An 18,475-nucleotide genomic window follows, 5' to 3' on the forward strand; every position below is an offset into this window, starting at 1 on the left:
CCAGCCAAACACATTCCCCCAAAAAAAAGCGGACAGCCTTGGCCGTCCGCAAATATGCGCACATAGAGAGGAGCTTATCGCAACAGCGTTAGAACACCGACTGAATTTTCAGGCCGGCCACCAGCGCGTTGTCCACTTCATCCACACCACCTGGATGAGTGATGTATTGCAGGTTAGGACGTACGGTCAGCCAGTTGGTGACGTGGACACCGTAGTTGAGCTCGTAGTTGTACTCAGTGCTACGCAGCGGCGCGAACAGCGGGTCGTTGTAGTCGGTGACACCATTGGCAGCGTTGGTCAGCTCAGCATTTTTCTTCACGTCATCGTTGACATGGATACGGGCGAAACCGATCCCGATGTCATCTTTAGGGCGTGCATCGAACGGGCCCTTGTACACGAACATCAGCGACTGGTAGTTGTCGACGACGTTGGTGTCCTTGTCGTGGAAGGTCGCGTTGGCTGCGATGTTCAGACCGCGTGAAGCATCGCCGTTGTGGGTCGTGAGTTGCTGCTGCGCGACGAACCAGTAACCGTGCTTGCTGTTATGGCTGCGATAGGCGTTAAGGGTGGTCGCGGCGTCATCGCCATTGTCATCCTCACGGACGTCATTGGCATCGGCCGTGCTCTTGTAGTAACCGACACGGTATTCGCCCGGCAGGTTGTTGACCTTCGGCGACCAGACCAGCTCGACCGGAATGACGGTGCCCTTGGTACCACTGCCGCTGAGCTTGAAGCCGTTGCCGTGTTCCAGTTGCGAGGGGTTCTGGTTGTACGCACCGATCTGCGCATAGAACTCAGGCGTGATGTTGTACTTCACGCGGATCGCGGCCTGGCTAACCGGCCAGTTGTACCAGATACCGGTCGCCCAGTTACCCACCTGGGAGCCGCAGAAGGCCAGGTTCTGGAATTCGCAAGGGAAGGTGTTGAAGTCCTCGCCTTCGCCGAAGTAACCGGCCTTGACGTCCAGTTTACCGTCGAGGAACTGGTGCTTGATCCACAGTTGGGTCAGACGAACCATGTGGCCACGACCGTAGACTTCCTGGGAAGAACTCAAGGTGCCGGCACGCGGGTCGCCGACACGGTCGTTGGAGATGTTTTCACCATTACGGTTGGTGAGCTGGATCTTGGCCTGGGTGTTATCCCAACCCCACAGCTTTTCCAGGTCCAGCGCTACGCCCAGGCCAAACTGGTCGGAGTAACGCGCGGTCTTGTCGTTGTTGTAGCCACCATGCAGGTTGGCGCCCATTTCGCCGACGTAGTCGGCCTTGATGTCGATACCCTGCTCGATCAGCTTGGTCCGTTCACCACCCCAGTCACCCGTCATATACGGCGAATCGGCGCTGAACGCGTCGGCAGCCTGTGCGCTACCGACCAGCATCATCGCCGCAACGGCTGACAACTGGCAGATAAGCTGGGCGTTATTTTTCTTCTTCATCCCTACATCCTCGTCTTTATTGTTATTAACTGTTTTTATCTAACGCGGTTTACAACGATTGCGATGGGTGGTCCCCACTCACCGCATACTCCTTCTTTGTGGGCGCACGCAGGCTCCCACATTTGTTCTTCAACGGCCTTTGAACTGCGCGACATTTGCGCTCCGGGCATCGGTTTGCGCCTGGCCTGCCACGCCCAGGCGTTCGCCGGACTGGGCATCGAACAGCAGCACTTTCGACGGATCGAATTGCAGCGTCAGGGTTTCTCCAACCTGCGGCGCCACGTCCGGCGCCAGGCGGCAGCAGACCTTGGTGTCGTTGAGGTTGACGAATACCAGGGTGTCCGGCCCGGTAGGCTCGGTGACCTGGACTTCGGCGCGGATGGTCGGCAAGCCATTGGGCTCGCTGCCCGCCAGCATGATCTGCTCCGGGCGCATGCCCAGGATCACTTCGCGGTCTTCCAGGCCGGCGTCCTGCATGCCCATCGGCAGCTCGCAACGGGCCTGGCCGCTGTCGAGCAGCGCCAGCAGGCGACCGTCCTTGCGTTGCAGGCGCAACGGGATGAAGTTCATCGGAGGCGAACCGATGAAACTCGCCACGAACAGGTTGGCCGGGTTGGTATAGATCTCTTTCGGCGTGCCGAACTGCTGGATGATCCCGTCCTTCATCACCGCCACTTTGTCGCCCAGGGTCATGGCTTCGATCTGGTCGTGGGTCACGTAGACCGTGGTGGTCTTCAGGCGTTGGTGCATCAGCTTCATTTCGGTACGCATCTCGACCCGCAGCTTGGCGTCGAGGTTGGACAGCGGTTCGTCGAACAGGTAGATCTTCGGTCGCCGCGCCAGCGCCCGGCCCATGGCCACACGCTGTTGCTGGCCGCCGGAAAGCTGGCCAGGCTTGCGGTTGAGCAGGTGTTCGATCTGCAGCAGCTTGGCCACGCGCGCGACTTCTTCGTCGATGGCAGCCTGGTTCATCTTGCGGATTTTCAGGCCGAACTCGATGTTCTCGCGCACGCTCATGGTCGGGTACAGCGCGTAGGACTGGAACACCATGGCGATGTCACGATCCTTCGGGCTCATGCCGCTGACATCCTGGTCACCGATCATGATCGCGCCGCCGGTGATGGTCTCAAGGCCGGCGATGCAGTTCATCAGTGTGGACTTGCCGCAGCCCGAAGGTCCGACGAGGATCAGGAACTCACCGTCCTTGATCGACAACTCGATGTTCTTCAGGGTGTCCGGCAGGCCGGCACCATAGGTCTTGTTTACGTTGCGAAGTTCAAGCGTTGCCATGATTACCCCTTGACTGCGCCGGCCGTCAGACCGCGCACGAAATACTTGCCTGCGACCACATAGACCAGCAGGGTCGGCAGCCCGGCGATCATCGCCGCCGCCATGTCCACGTTGTATTCCTTGGCCCCGGTACTGGTGTTGACCAAGTTGTTCAGCGCCACCGTGATGGGTTGCGAATCACCACTGGAGAACACCACGCCGAACAGGAAGTCGTTCCAGATCTGGGTGAACTGCCAGATCAGGCAGACCATGATGATCGGGGTGGACATCGGCAGGATGATCCGCCGGAAAATGGTGAAGAACCCCGCACCGTCCAGTCGCGCCGCCTTCACCAGTGCATCGGGAATGCTGACGTAGTAGTTGCGGAAGAACAGCGTGGTGAACGCCAGGCCGTAGACCACATGCACGAACACCAGGCCCGTGGTGGTACTGGCCAGGCCCATCTTGCCGAGGGTGAACGAGGCCGGCAGCAGGACGGTCTGGAACGGCAGGAAGCAACCGAACAGCAACAGGCCGAAGAACAACTGCGAACCGCGAAAGCGCCACATCGACAACACGTAGCCGTTCAAGGCGCCGATGGCGGTAGAGATCAGCACCGCCGGGACGGTGATCTTGATCGAGTTCCAGAAGTAGCCGTCCACCGTGGCCCAGGCCTTGACCCAGCCGATGCCGCTGACCACGGTCGGCCAGCTCAGCAGGTTGCCGGTACTGATGTCTTCCGGCGTCTTGAAGCTGGTCAACAGCATGACCACCAACGGTACCAGGTAAAGCAATACGGCGAGGATCAACACCGCGTAGATCGCGATGCGACTCAGGCTGATGGAAGGTTTGGCAGCGAGACTAGTCATGACGCTTGGTCCTCAGCTCGGAGTACAGGTAAGGCACGATGATTGCGAGAATCGCACCGAGCATCAGGATTGCACTGGCCGAGCCCATGCCCATCTGGCCGCGACTGAAGGTGAAGGAATACATGAACATGGCTGGCAGGTCGGAGGAGTAACCCGGGCCGCCGGCCGTCATCGCCGCCACCAGGTCGAAGCTCTTGATCGCGATGTGCGCCAGGATCATCACCGCACTGAAGAACACCGGACGCAGGCTTGGCAGCACCACTTTCCAGTAGATGCGCGGCATGCTCGCGCCATCGATCTGCGCGGCACGGATGATCGATTGATCGACACCCCGCAGGCCGGCCAGGAACATCGCCATGATAAAGCCCGAGGCCTGCCACACCGCCGCGATCACCAGGCAGTACACCACACGATCCGGGTCGATCAGCCAATCCAGGCGGAAGCCTTCCCAACCCCAGTCGCGCAACAATTTGTCCAGGCCCATGCCCGGGTTGAGCAACCATTTCCAGGCCGTACCGGTGACGATCATCGAAAGCGCCATCGGGTACAGGTAAATGGTGCGGATGAAACCTTCGCGACGAATGCGCTGGTCAAGAAACACTGCCAGCAGCACGCCGATCACCAGGGTGATACCGATGAACATGCCGCCAAAGAGCACCAGGTTCTTGCTCGCCACCCACCAGCGATCGTTGTCCATCAGCCGCGCATACTGCGCCAGGCCTGCCCACTTGTAGTTCGGCAAGAAGGTCGAGGTGGTGAACGACAGGACGAACGTCCACAAGATATAGCCATAGAAGCCCACCAGAACGATGAACATGCTCGGCGCCAGCACCAGTTTTGGGAGCCAGCGCTGCAATGCATCGAACGGCGAGGCCTTGCTGAACACAGCAACAGAACTCATGGGAAGATCCAGTACAAGAGAAAAAGACTACAAAACATTCCCTTTGTGGGAGCGAGCCTGCTCACTCCCACAAAAGGACCGCGGCGCTAATTACTTGGCAGCCTGCACCGCTGCGCCCAGTTTCTTGGCGGCATCGGTAGGGTCGGCTTTCGGGTCGTTGATGTAGTTGGTCACCACGTCAAAGAACGCACCTTGTACCGCCAGCGTGGTCGCCATGTTGTGCGCCATGCTCGGCTGCAGGCCGCCGGACTTGGCGTCCGCCAGGAAGTCCTTGGCAGCGGTCTGGGCGCAGGAATCGAATCCATACTTGGCCATGTCGCCGAGCATGTCGTTGCGCACCGGGATCGAGCCCTTGTTGATGCTGAAGACTTTCTGGAAGTTCTCACCCAGTACGACCTTGGCGATATCCTGCTGGCCAGCCGCAGTGCCTTTGTCTTTCTGCTTGAACACCGCCAGGGAGTCGATGTTGTAGGTGAAGGCCTTGTCGGTACCCGGGAACGCTACGCACTCGTAGTCCTTGCCGGCGACTTTCTTCGCGGCGGTCCACTCGCTCTTGGCCCAGTCACCCATGATCTGCATGCCGGCCTTGCCGTTGATGACCTTGGCCGCTTCCAGGTTCCAGTCCTGGCCCTTGCCGTCGGCGTCCATGTAGGTCGCGACTTTCTTCAGTTCGGTCAAGGCCTTGACCATTTCCGGGCCGGTCAGGGCTTTGCTGTCCAGGTCGACCAGGGCCTTCTTGTAGCCCTCGGCGCCCATGACCGAGAGCACCACGGCTTCGAATACGGTGCTGTCCTGCCATGGCTGGCCACCGTGGGCGAGCGGGATGAAGCCCGCGGCCTTGAGCTTGTCGCCAGCGGCGTAGAATTCTTCGAGGGTGGTCGGGTTCTTGGTGATGCCGGCTTTCTTGAAGACTTCCGGGTTGATCCACAGCCAGTTAACGCGGTGGATGTTCACCGGCACGGCAACGTAGTCACCGTCGTACTTCACGGTATCGGAGACTTTCTTGTCGAGCAGGCTGTCCCATTTCTCTTCTTTGGCGACGTCTTTCAGGATATCGGTGTCGAGCAGCCCGGTGGACGCCCACTCCTGGATGTCCGGGCCCTTGATCTGGGCGACACCCGGTGGGTTGCCAGCCACGGCGCGGCTCTTGAGCACGGTCATGGCCGTGGAACCGCCACCGCCGGCGACAGCGCCGTCCTTCCAGGTAAAGCCGTCTTTTTCTACCTGGGCCTTGAGCACATCGACCGCAGCTTTTTCGCCACCCGACGTCCACCAGTGGACGACTTCCACGGAACCTTTGGATTCGGCGGCAAGGGTGCTGACAGGGAATGCTGCGACGGGAAGCAGGGAAGCAAGAGAAATGACAGTAGCGAGGCGAGAAATCGCATTCATCTAGAAGTACCTTTCTTGTTGTTATGCATGCAAGTCTGGTGCTTGCGCTGCATGGATTCTAAACAGGGGAAATCCCTTCGCAGGTAACGAAGGGACGCGTAAATGTCACGACATGGTTACACAGGCGCGGGACTGGAAAGTTTCGCCAGGGCCGTGGCCATGCTCGGTGCCAGGGGCAAGCGCGGAATCAGCACCGCCTGCCAGGCGTGATACAGGTCCGGCTTGCCTGGCCAGATGTCGGCGCTGGGGCGGTTTTGCGGGTCGAGTTCGTGATGCCAACTGCCATTGCAGCGGTCGATGAAGTGTTTGTCACAGAACTCCCAGAATCGCCGGTACCAGGCTTCGTACTTCGCCTCGTCGGTGCGCTTGAGCAAGGCGCTGGCAGCGGCCGCGGCTTCGGCGTGGACCCAATGCAAGCGATGGCGAACCACGGCGCGGTTATCCCAGTCCAGGGTGTAGACAATACCGGGCGCGCCATCGACGTCCCAACCGTGGCGGCAGTTCTGGTCGAAGAGTTTCTGCGCGTCCTGGGCCAGCCAACCCGGGGTCAGCATGCCGATCTGCACCCGGGCAGCTTCAAGGTGCAACAGCAGCCGTGCCCATTCGAAACCGTGGCCGGGGGTGGTGCCGTAGGGGCGGAAACCGTCGGCGGGATTGTCCTGGTTGTACTCGCGCAAAGGCTGCCAATGGCGATCGAAATGCTCCACCACCAGGTAGTCGTTGGCGGCGGCATGGCCGTGGATGACCCGTTCGACGATGTGCAGGGCGCGGGCCAGCCAACGAGGATCGTCGGTGGCATCGGCCAGGGCCAGGAAGGCTTCGGTGGCGTGCATGTTGCTGTTGGCGCCGCGGTAGGCCTCTTCGACGCTCCAGTCGCGGTTGAAGGACTCGCGCAGGGCGCCCTCTTCTTCGCTCCAGAAATGCGTGTCGATGATCCGCACCGCCTCGTCCAGCAACGCCGGGGCGCCGGGACGCTGGGCCACCACCGCGGAACTCGCGGCCAGGGCAACGAACGCATGCAGGTAGGCAGCCTTGTCGGCGCCGTCTTCATCGGGTCGCGTCGTGGCAAACCAGCCACCGTGCTCGGCGTCGCGCAACGGGCCACTGAGGGCCTGGATACCGTGGTCCACCAGTTCGGCGAAACCCGGCAAGCCCTGGATATGGGCCATGGCGAAGCTGTGGGTCATGCGCGCGGTATTCATGGTCTCGGCCCGGGCGTCGGCCGGCAGATGGCCGTGCTCGTCCAGATTGCCAAAGCCGTCCGGCAGCTTCGAGGCCTTGGCGAACGCCAGCAGCCGCAAGCCTTCGTCGGCGAGCCAGCGCTGATGGGCAGGCGCGTTCAGCCAACTGCTGAAGGCCGGTTGGAAGGTGTCCATCGGGAGGTACCTTTTTTGTTGTTTTGACGCAGGGAGTCTAAACAAGGGTTGGCGGGCGGCAGGTAACGAAAGGGACGAGTTATGTCACCAGCCTGTGACATTCATTTTGAGAGATAGGTTGAAGCTACTGGCGCCATCGCGAGCAAGCCCGCTCCCACATGGACACAACCTGTGTAAACACCACAGATCCAATGTGGGAGCGGGCTTGCTCGCGATGAACGATAACGCGGTCTAATCAATCCACACTGCGCGGCAACTGCAACGTCACCCGCAACCCACCCTCGCGCAGGTTCTGCAAGCTCACTTCACCACCATGGCTGTGGGCGATGTTGCGGGCGATGCCCAGCCCCAGGCCATAGCCCTGCTGTTGCCCGGCGAGGCGAAAGTGCGGTTCGAAGACTTGCTCCAGACGCTGTTCGGGCACGCCCGGGCCTTCGTCGTCGACGTGCAGGATGAACGCGGTTTCATCGTCATCGATATGCAGGTGGGCGTTCTGCCCGTATTTCAAGGCGTTGTCGATCAGGTTGCCGATGCAGCGCTTGAGGGCCAGCGGTTTGCCAGGATACGGCGCCAGCGCCCGGCCATCCTGGGTTACCCGGCCATTGCCGTTGGGCGCCAGGTAAGGTTCGACCAGGCAATCGAGCACATGGTTGAGATCCACCGGCTCGATGTTCTCGTGAATGTCGGTGTCCTTGACGCATTGCAGCGCGCCTTTGACCAACAACTCCAGTTCGTCCAGGTCGCGGCCGAACTTGGCTTGCAGGTTTTCGTCCTCCAGCAATTCGACCCGCAACCGCAGACGGGTGATCGGCGTGCGCAAGTCATGGGAAATCGCGCTGAACAACTGGCTGCGTTCAGTCAGGTAACGGCTGATGCGTTCGCGCATGGCGTTGAACGCCCGCCCCACCTCCACCACTTCGCTGCCGCCGCCCTCGGCCACCGGTTCCACTTCGGCGCCCAGGGACATGTCCCGCGCCGCCCGCGCCAGTCGCTTGAGGGGCCGGCTCTGCCAATGCACCAGCAAACCGATGAACAACAGCAACAAGCTACTGGTGAGCACGATGAAACCGACCTGTTGCTTGGGCAGGTCTTGTTCTTCGAGGCTGGTGTAGGGCTCGGGGAGCAACGAAGCGATGTACAGCCATTCGCCTGGTGCCATCTGGATCTGCGTGACCAGCACCGGCGGGTTCACCGGTTCGAGGGTCAAGGCGTAGTGGGCCCACGAACGCGGCAGTTCGTCGAGCTTGAGTCCGGCGTTGAAAATCCGCAGGTCATCGGGGCTGACGAACTGCACGGAAATGTCGGCGCTACTGCCCAGGGATTGGCGCAGCACCTCGTCCACCGCCTTGAGCACCGCCAGCTTGCGCGGCGTGACCGGCAGCACATCCATGCCCAGGGGTTTGTCATTGAGGGTGACGACAAACCGCGTGCCGCCCATGCTGCGCAACTGATCGAGCACCAGAGGCCGGTAAGCCACCGGCAGCGACCGCAAATAACTGACACTGGCGTTCATCGAGTGGGCGAGGCTGCGGGCACTGGTGATCAGGCCTTCGAGCTGGGTGGCGCGCAGTTGCGAGACCCAGATCAGGCTGGACAGGGTCTGGGCGAACAGCACCACCAGCAAGGTCAGCAGTAGCATCCGCCCCAGCAACGAGCGCGGTAACGGCACCCGCCGAGCGACTTTCTTGACCCAATCAATGACCATTGCTGGCAACCACACTGGCCGCCAGTTGATAGCCGCTGCCACGCACCGTGCGAATCAGCCGCGGCGGTTTTTCGGTGTCACGCAGGCGCTGGCGCAGGCGACTGACCGCCATGTCGACGATCCGGTCCAGGGGCATCAGGTCACGCCCACGGGTCGCATTGCCGATGGTGTCGCGGTCGAGGATTTCCTGGGGATGGTCGAGAAACAGCTTGAGCAGGGCGAAATCGGCACCGGAGAGAATCACCTCTTCACCGTCGGTGTGGAACAGCCGATGGCTGACCATGTCCAGCCGCCATTCATCGAAGGCCAGCACTTCGCTGCCGGAGCGCTCCTGGCCGAATTGCGCCCGGCGCAGTAGCGCCTTGATGCGCGCCTGTAATTCACGCGGGCTGAAAGGCTTGCCCAGGTAATCATCGGCGCCCAATTCAAGGCCGATGACCCGATCGGCCTCGTCGGAACTGGCGGTGAGCATGATGATCGGTACATGGGCCTGGCGTGGGTGCTGGCGAACCCAGCGACAAAGGCTGAAACCGTCTTCATCGGGCAGCATCACATCGAGGATTACCAGGTCGCTCGGCGCCTCGTTCAGCGCCTGGCGAAACCCGGCGCCGTCGGGCGTGGTGCGCACGTGGAAACCCGCACGGCTGAGGTAGGTGTCCAGCAGTTCGCGAATCTCCTGGTCATCGTCGACCAACAAAATCGATTTGTTCACTGAACTCACGGGCCTCGTCCTTGTTGTTTGGATTGGGGCGGATTATGCCTGATGGAGGAGGACTACAAACACCGCTAAACCACTGTGGGAGCGGGCTTGCTCGCGAAGGCGGTGTGTCATTCAACATTTTCGTTGTCTGACACACCGCCTTCGCGAGCAAGCCCGCTCCCACAGGAGACCACATTTCAACTTTAAACGGGGGTCGATTGCTCCAACGCCACGCCCGCGCCCATCAGGCCGGAGTATGGGGCGGTCACCAGCCAGACCGGAATGCCCTTGAAGTAATCGCTCATGCAGCCCTTGTCGGCGAAGCAGCGGGCGAAGCCGCTTTCGAGGAAGAAATCGGCGAACCGCGGGACCACACCACCGACGATGTAGACGCCGCCGCGCCCGCCCAGCGTCAACACATTGTTGCCGGCCACGCGCCCCAGCCAGCGGCAGAACTGCTCGAGCACTTCCAGGGCAATGGGATCGCCAGCCAGGCCGGCTGCGGTGATGGACTCGGGCGTGTCGAGCACCGGCACATGCCCGTCCACCGCGCAAATGGCCCGGTACACCCGCGGCAGACCGCTGCCGCTCAGGGCGGTTTCGGCGCTGACGTGGCCGATCTCGTTGTAGATGTGCTGCCACAGCTGGGTTTCCCGCGGGCTGCTCATGGGCAGGTCGACATGACCGCCCTCCCCCGGCAGCGCCGCGAAACGGCCCTCCCCAAGATCCAACAGTGTACCGACGCCCAGCCCGGTGCCCGGGCCGATCACCACCGCCGGGCGCATGGGTTCCGGGGTGCCTTCGCAGACGACCCGGTATTCATCGGGACGCAAACGGGTCATGCCCAGGGCCATGGCCGAGAAGTCGTTGACCAGCAACAGCTTCTCGACCTGCAGGGTCTCGCAGAACGCCAGGTTGCTCAGGCGCCAGTGATTGTTGGTGAAACGAAACTCATCGCCGCTCACGGGACCGGCCACCGACAGGCACACCGAACCGATAGCGCCCGGTTTCAAGCCCAAGCCACTCAAGTAAACCTGGATGGCATCTTCCGGGCAGGCGTAATCCGCCGTCGCCAGCACCTGGATGTTTTCCAGGTTGTGGTTCTTCCACAACGCGAAACGTGCGTTGGTCCCACCGATATCACCGACCAAAGCCAGTTTCAATTAAGCGTCTCCAGGGCAGAAGTGAAGGCGCTGGCGCCCTGCTCCGCCGAGCTGAAGGCCATGCGCATGAAACCGAACAGCTCACGACCGGTGCCGATGTTGTTGCCCAACAGGCCCTTGGCCGGCGTGCGCGCGGCGAATTCTTCGGCGTCCACCTTCAATTCCAAGGTGCCTTTGACGCCATCGACGCGGATGATATCGCCCTCCTGCACCCGGGCCAACGCACCGCCGACATAAGCTTCAGGGCTGACATGGATGGCCGCCGGGATTTTCCCCGACGCGCCGGACATGCGCCCGTCGGTCACCAACGCCACTTTGAAGCCACGGTCCTGCAATACGCCGAGGAACGGCGTCATCTTGTGCAGCTCGGGCATGCCGTTGGAGCGCGGCCCCTGGAAGCGCATCACCGCGACGAAATCTTTCTCCAGCAGACCGGCCTTGAATGCATCGGCCAGGTCCTGCTGATCCTGGAACACCATCGCCGGCGCCTCGACAATCTGGTTTTCCAGGGCCACGGCGGAGACCTTCATCACCCCGCGCCCCAGGTTGCCTTCCATCACCCGCAGGCCGCCTTCAGGCGAGAACGCGCGGGCCACCGGGCGCAGGATGTTTTCGTCGAGGCTTTCGATCGGGCCGTCGCGCCACACCAATTCGCCATCCTCCAGGAACGGTTCCTGGGTGTAGCGGCTCAGGCCATGACCGAGCACGGTGTTGACGTTTTCGTGGAGCAAACCGGCTTCCAGCAATTCACGGATCAGGAACGACATGCCGCCCGCCGCCTGGAAGTGGTTGATGTCGGCCTTGCCGTTCGGGTAGACGTGGCTCAGGGTCGGCACCACCTCGGAGAGGTCGGCCATGTCCTGCCAGGTCAGCTGGATGCCTGCCGCCATGGCGATGGCCGGCATGTGCAGCGTGTGGTTGGTGGAGCCGCCGGTGGCGTGCAGCGCAACGATGGAGTTGACCAGCGACCGTTCGTCGACGATCTCGCCGATGGGCATGAAGTTGCCGCTTTGCTTGGTCATCCGCGTGACCTGGAACGCCGCTTCACGGGTCAGGGCATCGCGCAATGGCGTGTTCGGGTTGACGAACGAGGCGCCCGGCAAGTGCAGGCCCATCACTTCCATCAACAACTGGTTGGTGTTGGCGGTGCCGTAGAAGGTGCAGGTGCCAGGGCTGTGATAGGACTTCATCTCCGATTCCAGCAGCTCTTCGCGGGTGGCCTTGCCTTCGGCATAGCGCTGGCGCACGTCGGCTTTTTCCTTGTTGGAAATGCCCGAGACCATCGGCCCGCCCGGCACGAAGATCGTCGGCAAGTGACCGAAGCGCAGCGCGCCCATCATCAGGCCCGGGACGATCTTGTCGCAGATGCCGAGCATCAGTGCGCCGTCGAACATGTTGTGGGACAGCGCCACCGCCGTGGACAGCGCGATCACCTCGCGGCTCGGCAGGCTCAGTTCCATCCCCGCCTCGCCCTGGGTCACGCCGTCGCACATCGCGGGCGTACCGCCGGCGAACTGGCCGACCGAGCCGATTTCGCGCAGGGCTTTCTTGATCTGTTCCGGGAAGGTTTCGTAGGGCTGGTGGGCCGAGAGCATGTCGTTATAGGACGACACGATGGCGATGTTGGCGGCGTTCATCATCCGCAGGTGGTGTTTGTCTTCGGTGCCGCAACCGGCCACACCGTGAGCGAAGTTGGCGCACTGCAGCTTGCCGCGCATCGGACCATCGCTGGCTGCACCGTGGATCAATGCAAGGTAAGCCTGACGCGTGGCGCGGCTGCGGGCGATAAGCCGTTCGGTGACCTCAAGAACGCGGGGATGCATGTGTAGAACTCCAGGCTAACGGGTGTGGCGACCTGATTGTCTATGCTGGTCAAAAGCCCGCTGCACGCTGTGTGAAAAGCGAGGCAGCAGACGATTTATTGACCGTTCGGACCAGTTGATTCAGGTCACTCGTTGTAGATAAAACAAAATATTGCCACTAAAAAGGCTTGTTTTCTATTTTTATGCGAATAATCTTGTAATTCCAACAACAAATCGACGGCGGCGCAGTTAATGACTCTTCGAATCGCAATCAATGGTTTTGGCCGCATCGGCCGCAACGTCCTCCGAGCACTGTATACCCAAGGCTATCGTCGCGACTTGCAGATCGTCGCCATCAATGACCTGGGCGACAGCGCAATCAATGCCCATCTGCTCAAGTTCGACACCGTCCACGGCACCTTCGATGCCGAGGTACAGCATGACCACGAGAGCCTGACGGTCAATGGCGACCGCATCTCGGTCAGTGCCATCCGCAACCCGGCCGAACTGCCTTGGGCCGCTGAGAAAATCGACGTCGTGTTCGAATGCACCGGCCTGTTCACCGACCGTGCCAAGGCCGCGGCCCATATCAGCGCCGGCGCGCGCAAGGTGATCATCTCGGCGCCGGCCAAGGGTGCCGATGCCACCGTGGTGTATGGCGTGAACCACGACATCCTGCGCCAGTCCCACCAGATCATCTCCAATGCTTCGTGCACCACCAACTGCCTGGCCCCGGTGGCCCAGGTGCTGCACCGCGAGCTGGGCATCGAAAGCGGCCTGATGACCACCATCCATGCCTACACCAACGACCAGAACCTGACCGACGTCTACCACACCGACCCGTACCGCGCCCGTTCGGCCACCCAGAACATGATCCCGAGCAAGACCGGCGCCGCCGAAGCGGTGGGCCTGGTGCTGCCGGAACTGGCGGGCAAGCTGACCGGCATGGCGGTGCGTGTACCGGTGATCAACGTGTCCCTGGTCGACCTGACCGTGCAACTCAAGCGCGAAGCGTCGGCCGAAGAAGTCAACGAGCTGCTGCGCCATGCCAGCCAGCATTCGAAGATCCTCGGCTACAACACCCTGCCGCTGGTCTCCAGTGATTTCAACCACAACCCGCTATCGTCGATCTTCGACGCCAACCACACCAAGGTCAGCGGCAAGCTGCTCAAGGTACTGGCCTGGTATGACAACGAATGGGGCTTCTCCAACCGCATGCTCGATAACTGCCTGGCGTTGTGTAACGCCGAGTAACCGGACACGGTAGATAGGCTTTTTGTGGGAGCGGGCTTGCTCGCGAAAGCGGAGTGTCAGTCGATAAAAAGTTGGCTGATCCACCGCTTTCGCGAGCAAGCCCGCTCCCACAGGGGTGCACACTCGTGAAATAAATGAAGGCTTGACCCATCCGGCAGATGATAAGCATTATCATCTGCTCGCACCGGACCGGGCCCTACCGTGAGTCAATCGCGCTTTCATCACGTCTTCCTCGCCCAGCGCACGCCGCTGCTGCGCACCCTCGAGCGCATGGTCAGCAACCCCAGCACCGCCGAAGACCTGCTTCAGGAAACCTACCTGCGTGTGACCCGCGCACTGCGCGAACGCACGGTCGAACACCTCGAACCCTTTGTTTTCCAGACCGCCCGCAACCTGGCGCTGGACCATCTGCGTGCCCGGCGAATCCAATCGCGGACCTTGCTCGATGACGTGCCGCTGGAGGTCGTCCACAACGTCGTCGCCCCCCAGAGCAGTGCCGAAGACGCCGCCCATGCCCAACAACTGCTCGAGCGCCTGAATGTCAGTCTGCAGGCCTTGAGCGCGCGGCAGCAGCAGATCTTCATCCTCAGCCGCCTGCATGGCCACAGTTACCAGGAAATCGCCGAACGGCTGGGCGTGTCCCTGAGCACCGTGCAGAAGGAACTGAAACTGATCATGGCGATCTGTGTGGGACAACTGCAGCGATAAGATTCAAGCTGCAAGTTGTATGCGGGCTTGTGCTTGCGACTTGAATCTTGAAGCTTGTAACTTGCCGCTGAACCGAGGAACGAGAACCCACCGTGACGGACATCTCCCCTTCTCCTGCGCCAACGCCGGAAACCGCCCATGCCATGGAACAGGCGCTGGACTGGCTGATCCTGCTGGACAACCCCAGCGAGGAACAGACGCGGCAGTTCCACGCCTGGCTGGCGGCCGATCCACGCCATGGCGAAGCGTTCGCCCGGGCCCAGGCGATCTGGAACGGCCCGCAGGTGATGGAAAGTGCCCGTCGACTCGACGCCGCGCCCAAGGTCACCGCGCTGTCGCGCCTGCGCACCCACTGGAAACCCCTGGCCACCGCCGCCGTGCTGTTTCTCGGCCTGTTCAATTTCAGCGACCTGCCCCTGCGCTTGCAGGCCGACCACCTGACCGTGGTCGGTGAGCGCCAGCGCCTGCAATTGGAGGACGGCTCCAAGGTCCTGCTCAACACCGATTCGGCCTTCTCCAGCACGTTCAATGAACGACGGCACGTGGCGCGCCTGTACAAGGGCGAGGCGTTTTTCGAAGTACCGGGCAACCGCAACCTGCCGCTGCAAATCGATGCCGGCCCGGTCACGGCCAGCGTCAGCGACACCACGTTCGCCGTGCGTTACCTCGACGGCGTGGCCCAGGTCCAGGTGCAGCGCGGCGACGTGGACCTGCGAGCCAACCGCAACGACACCCATGTACGGCTGTCCGCTGGCGAAAGCATCCGCATCGGTCCCAACGGCTTCGATCGCCCGGCCCGACTCGATGCCAACACTGACCTGGCCTGGGTCCAGGGTCGGCTGGTGTTCGAGAATCGGCCACTGAGCCAGGTACTGGCCGAGCTGCGCCGTTACTACCCCGGCTGGATCATCAACAGCAACGAACAGTTGGCCAACGTTGCCGTGACCGGAAATTACCGCCTCGACCAGCCGTTGGACGTGGTGCGCTCGCTGGCCCACATCACCTCGGCGCGGCTCCAGGAGTTCCCGGCGCTGGTGATCCTGAACTGAATGAGAATTATTTTTACTCGATAGCCTCCGCTGGTTCGTCTCGTTATAGCCAATGCAATTGATTCGCATCCACAGATGTGAGTCTGCACCTATAACAGATGCGACACGGAGCGCTATCGATGTCTTCTCGCCTTACTTGCCGGTTTCTTGCCCCCTCTTGCACGCTGTCACTGCTGACCGCCGCCATCCTGATGGCCGGCACCGCGCCGCTCGCCCTGGCCGCCACCACGGTGCAACCCCCTTCGCGCAACATGGGCGACTACACCTTTGCCATTGCCCGGCAGCCATTGGTCTCGGCCCTGAATGCATTCACCGCTGTCACAGGCTGGCAAGTCGGCATGTCGGCGGAGCTGGCCGAAGGCGTCGCCTCGCCGGGGGTGAGCGGCTCGCTGCCACCAGACAAAGCCCTGGAGCGCCTGTTGGTGGGGACCAACCTGAGCTACCACAAGCTGGGCGACAACAGCATCATCCTGCAAAAGCGCAGTACCGGCAGTGCGCTGGAGTTGCAGCAGGTGACCATCAGCGCCACCCGCCAGGAACAGGACATCACCAGCGTACCGAGCACGGTCACCGTCCACGACCGCCAGGAACTGAACCGCAACAACGTCAACAACCTCAAGGACCTGGTGCGCTACGAGCCTGGCGTTTCGGTGGGTGGCGCAGGCCAGCGCGGCGGCATCAGCGGCTATAACATTCGCGGCATCGACGGTAACCGGATCCTGACCCAGGTCGACGGTGTGGAGATCCCCGGCGGCTTCTTCAACGGCCCCTATGCCAAGACCCAACGCAATTACGTCGACCCGGAAATCATCAAGCGTGTGGAGATTTTGCGCGGTCCGGCCTCGGTGCTCTACGGCAGCAACGCCATCGGCGGCGCTGTCAGTTACTTCACCCTGGACCCGGATGACATCATCAAGCCGGGCGAGGACGTCGGTGCTCGGCTGAAGACCGGCTACAGCTCCGCCGACGAGAGCTGGCTCAAGTCCGCCACGGTCGCCGGTCGCAACGGGCAATTCGACGCCCTGTTGCACTACAGCCAACGCGACGGCCATGAAACCGAATCCTACGGCAGCGACAACGGCACCGGCCTGGACCGTACCGCCGCCAACCCGGAAGACGTGCGCGCCAACAACGTGTTGGCCAAGCTCGGTTGGAACTACAACGATGACGCGCGCCTGGGCCTGGTCTACGAGAAATACAAGGACGACCGCGACACCGATCTGAAAAGCGCCTATGGCGGCCCCTACTCCAACGGCCGCCCCACGATCCCCACCTCCATGCTGCCCGGCGGCATGTACCAGTGGCGCACCGGCAACGACACCATCAGCCGCGAGCGTTTCGGCCTGGAGCACAGCTTCGCCCTCGACAGCCTGCTGGCCGATCACGTCAAGTGGAGCCTGAACCACCAGATCGCCAAGACCGACCAGAGCACCGCCGAGTTCTACTTCCCGATCACCCGCCAGGTGCTGCGCACCCGGGAAACCCTCTACGAAGAAAAACAGTGGGTCTTCGACGCGCAACTGGACAAGGCCTTCAGCATTGCCGCCACCGATCACGCGCTGACCTACGGCACCACGATCAAGCAGCAGAAAGTCACCGGTTCGCGCAGTGGCAATGGCGTGTGCCTGGCGGTTGGCGTGGGTTGCTCCACAGTGGGTGCCATCAGCACCCGAGATGTGTTGGCAAAGGTCAGTGATTTCCCGGACCCGACCATCAACACCTACAGCGTGTTCGCCCAGGACCAGGTCAGTTGGGAGCGTTGGACCTTCACCCCGGGCCTGCGCTACGACTACACCCGGCTCAAGCCGCACCTGACCCAGGAATTCCTCAACGCCGTGGACCCGACCGGCGGCGGTGACGTCAGCGGCGAGAACAAGACCTGGCATCGCGTCTCCCCCAAGTTCGGCCTGACCTATGCCCTGAGCGACGAGTACACCTGGTACGGCCAGTACGCCGAAGGCTTCCGCACGCCGACCGCCAAGGCCTTGTATGGCCGCTTTGAAAACCCTGACGCTGGCTACAGCGTCGAGCCCAACCCAGATCTGGAACCGGAAAAAAGCAAAAGCTATGAGACGGGCCTCAAGGGCCGTTTCGACTCTGGGTCGTTCGATGTGGCGGTGTTCTACAACAAGTACCGCGATTTCATCAACGAAGACGCAATCACCCCCGGCGCCAACCAGGTGACCTTCCAAAGCAACAACATCAAGCACGCGACCATCAAGGGTGCCGAGGTCCGGGGCCGCCTGAACCTTGATCTGTTTGGCGCGCCCCAGGGCCTGTACACCCAAGGTTCGGTGGCCTACGCCTACGGGCGCAACGCTGACACCGGCGAGCCGCTCAACAGCGTCAACCCGCTGACCGGCGTGTTCGGCCTGGGTTACGAACAGGAGCACTACGGCACCTTGCTCAGTTGGACCCTGGTCAAGAAAAAGGACCGCGTCGACGACAGCAACTTCAACTCGCCGGACGGCGTCAGCAGCCAGTTCAAGACCCCGGGTTTCGGCATTCTCGACCTGAGCGGCTTCTACAAGGTGACCGACGACGTCACCGTCAGCGGCGGTCTCTACAACCTCACCGACAAGAAGTACTGGCTGTGGGATGACGTGCGCGGCTACGACAGCGTCGGCGAAGCGGCGGTACTGAACCCCGCCAACCTCGATCGCCTGACGGCGCCTGGGCGTAACTTCGCGGTGAACCTGATCTGGGATATCTGACTCGGTTGCCCAGGCCAAACAAATACCCGTAGTGAGGAGGGTCATGTGAGAGCAAGGCTTGCCCGCGATAAAGGCGATGCTGTCTTTCCAGAGATCGAGGCGCCTGTTTCGCGAGCAAGCTCTGCTCCCACAGCCCCT

The 18,475-nt window shown here is 61.7% G+C and carries 14 protein-coding genes; 4 read left to right on the forward strand and 10 right to left on the reverse strand.

All coding sequences use genetic code 11. The features are described 5' to 3' along the window. Positions 1–88 precede the first annotated feature (88 nt). The 10 genes from AC30D9_RS10830 to edd all read right to left on the reverse strand — a co-directional run bounded on the left by AC30D9_RS10830 (position 89) and on the right by edd (position 12,633). A complete protein-coding gene (locus AC30D9_RS10830; protein WP_134923095.1) occupies positions 89–1,435 on the reverse strand; it encodes a carbohydrate porin in 1,347 nt (448 codons plus the stop codon). Between the two features lie 129 nt (positions 1,436–1,564). Further along, the gene (locus tag AC30D9_RS10835; protein ID WP_109755746.1) at positions 1,565–2,725 is read right to left on the reverse strand and encodes an ABC transporter ATP-binding protein; all 1,161 of its coding nucleotides are present in this window, start codon (positions 2,723–2,725) and stop codon (positions 1,565–1,567) included. A 2-nt stretch (positions 2,726–2,727) separates the two neighbouring features. Then, the gene (locus AC30D9_RS10840) at positions 2,728–3,573 is read right to left on the reverse strand and encodes a carbohydrate ABC transporter permease (protein ID WP_003198539.1); all 846 of its coding nucleotides are present in this window, start codon (positions 3,571–3,573) and stop codon (positions 2,728–2,730) included. Continuing rightward, the gene (locus tag AC30D9_RS10845; protein WP_060738869.1) at positions 3,566–4,474 is read right to left on the reverse strand and encodes a carbohydrate ABC transporter permease; all 909 of its coding nucleotides are present in this window, start codon (positions 4,472–4,474) and stop codon (positions 3,566–3,568) included. Before AC30D9_RS10845 ends, AC30D9_RS10840 begins: the two co-directional genes overlap by 8 nt. Positions 4,475–4,564: 90 nt before the next feature. Further along, positions 4,565–5,866 carry an ABC transporter substrate-binding protein gene (locus tag AC30D9_RS10850; RefSeq protein ID WP_490144021.1) on the reverse strand — a complete coding sequence of 434 codons (1,302 nt, stop codon included), beginning with the start codon at positions 5,864–5,866 and terminating at the stop codon, positions 4,565–4,567. A gap of 116 nt (positions 5,867–5,982) precedes the next feature. Then, the gene (locus AC30D9_RS10855) at positions 5,983–7,242 is read right to left on the reverse strand and encodes a D-mannose isomerase (RefSeq protein ID WP_134923093.1); all 1,260 of its coding nucleotides are present in this window, start codon (positions 7,240–7,242) and stop codon (positions 5,983–5,985) included. A gap of 235 nt (positions 7,243–7,477) precedes the next feature. After that, entirely contained in the window at positions 7,478–8,947 is a 1,470-nt protein-coding gene (locus tag AC30D9_RS10860) for an ATP-binding protein (protein WP_134923092.1), read from the reverse strand. After that, positions 8,937–9,668: a response regulator gene (locus tag AC30D9_RS10865; protein ID WP_109755742.1), complete on the reverse strand. Its 732-nt coding sequence runs from the start codon at positions 9,666–9,668 to the stop codon at positions 8,937–8,939. Before AC30D9_RS10865 ends, AC30D9_RS10860 begins: the two co-directional genes overlap by 11 nt. 182 nt (positions 9,669–9,850) lie before the next feature. Continuing rightward, complete coding sequence (locus AC30D9_RS10870; RefSeq protein ID WP_490144022.1) at positions 9,851–10,810, reverse strand: glucokinase; 960 nt, start codon at positions 10,808–10,810, stop codon at positions 9,851–9,853. After that, positions 10,807–12,633, reverse strand: a complete 1,827-nt coding sequence (gene edd, locus AC30D9_RS10875) for a phosphogluconate dehydratase (protein WP_109755740.1) — start codon at positions 12,631–12,633, stop codon at positions 10,807–10,809. The genes AC30D9_RS10870 and edd overlap by 4 nt, the downstream gene beginning before the upstream one ends. 231 nt (positions 12,634–12,864) lie before the next feature. Here edd and gap point away from each other — a divergent pair, with 231 nt between their 5' ends. The 4 genes from gap to AC30D9_RS10895 all read left to right on the forward strand — a co-directional run bounded on the left by gap (position 12,865) and on the right by AC30D9_RS10895 (position 18,337). Next, the gene (gene gap / locus AC30D9_RS10880; RefSeq protein WP_307574847.1) at positions 12,865–13,866 is read left to right on the forward strand and encodes a type I glyceraldehyde-3-phosphate dehydrogenase; all 1,002 of its coding nucleotides are present in this window, start codon (positions 12,865–12,867) and stop codon (positions 13,864–13,866) included. Between the two features lie 201 nt (positions 13,867–14,067). Further along, positions 14,068–14,574 (forward strand): RNA polymerase sigma factor, encoded by a 507-nt coding sequence (locus tag AC30D9_RS10885; RefSeq protein WP_490144023.1) that lies wholly within the window; start codon positions 14,068–14,070, stop codon positions 14,572–14,574. Between the two features lie 143 nt (positions 14,575–14,717). Next, a complete protein-coding gene (locus AC30D9_RS10890) occupies positions 14,718–15,623 on the forward strand; it encodes a FecR family protein (RefSeq protein WP_490144198.1) in 906 nt (301 codons plus the stop codon). Positions 15,624–15,742: 119 nt separating this feature from the next. Then, positions 15,743–18,337, forward strand: coding sequence for a TonB-dependent receptor (locus AC30D9_RS10895; RefSeq protein ID WP_490144024.1), 2,595 nt, complete (start codon positions 15,743–15,745; stop codon positions 18,335–18,337). Positions 18,338–18,475 lie beyond the last annotated feature (138 nt).

The sequence above is a fragment of the Pseudomonas sp. DF11 genome (assembly GCF_058148565.1).

Excerpts from the sequence above, each read along its gene's own strand:
- AC30D9_RS10845 (WP_060738869.1), bottom strand. The coding sequence starts at position 4,474 with ATGAGTTCTGTTGCTGTGTTCAGCAAGGCCTCGCCGTTCGATGCATTG.
- AC30D9_RS10830 (WP_134923095.1), bottom strand. The coding sequence starts at position 1,435 with ATGAAGAAGAAAAATAACGCCCAGCTTATCTGCCAGTTGTCAGCCGTT.
- edd (WP_109755740.1), bottom strand. The coding sequence starts at position 12,633 with ATGCATCCCCGCGTTCTTGAGGTCACCGAACGGCTTATCGCCCGCAGC.
- AC30D9_RS10895 (WP_490144024.1), top strand. The coding sequence starts at position 15,743 with ATGTCTTCTCGCCTTACTTGCCGGTTTCTTGCCCCCTCTTGCACGCTG.
- AC30D9_RS10855 (WP_134923093.1), bottom strand. The coding sequence starts at position 7,242 with ATGGACACCTTCCAACCGGCCTTCAGCAGTTGGCTGAACGCGCCTGCC.
- AC30D9_RS10850 (WP_490144021.1), bottom strand. The coding sequence starts at position 5,866 with ATGAATGCGATTTCTCGCCTCGCTACTGTCATTTCTCTTGCTTCCCTG.
- AC30D9_RS10860 (WP_134923092.1), bottom strand. The coding sequence starts at position 8,947 with ATGGTCATTGATTGGGTCAAGAAAGTCGCTCGGCGGGTGCCGTTACCG.
- gap (WP_307574847.1), top strand. The coding sequence starts at position 12,865 with ATGACTCTTCGAATCGCAATCAATGGTTTTGGCCGCATCGGCCGCAAC.
- AC30D9_RS10835 (WP_109755746.1), bottom strand. The coding sequence starts at position 2,725 with ATGGCAACGCTTGAACTTCGCAACGTAAACAAGACCTATGGTGCCGGC.
- AC30D9_RS10890 (WP_490144198.1), top strand. The coding sequence starts at position 14,718 with ATGGAACAGGCGCTGGACTGGCTGATCCTGCTGGACAACCCCAGCGAG.
- AC30D9_RS10840 (WP_003198539.1), bottom strand. The coding sequence starts at position 3,573 with ATGACTAGTCTCGCTGCCAAACCTTCCATCAGCCTGAGTCGCATCGCG.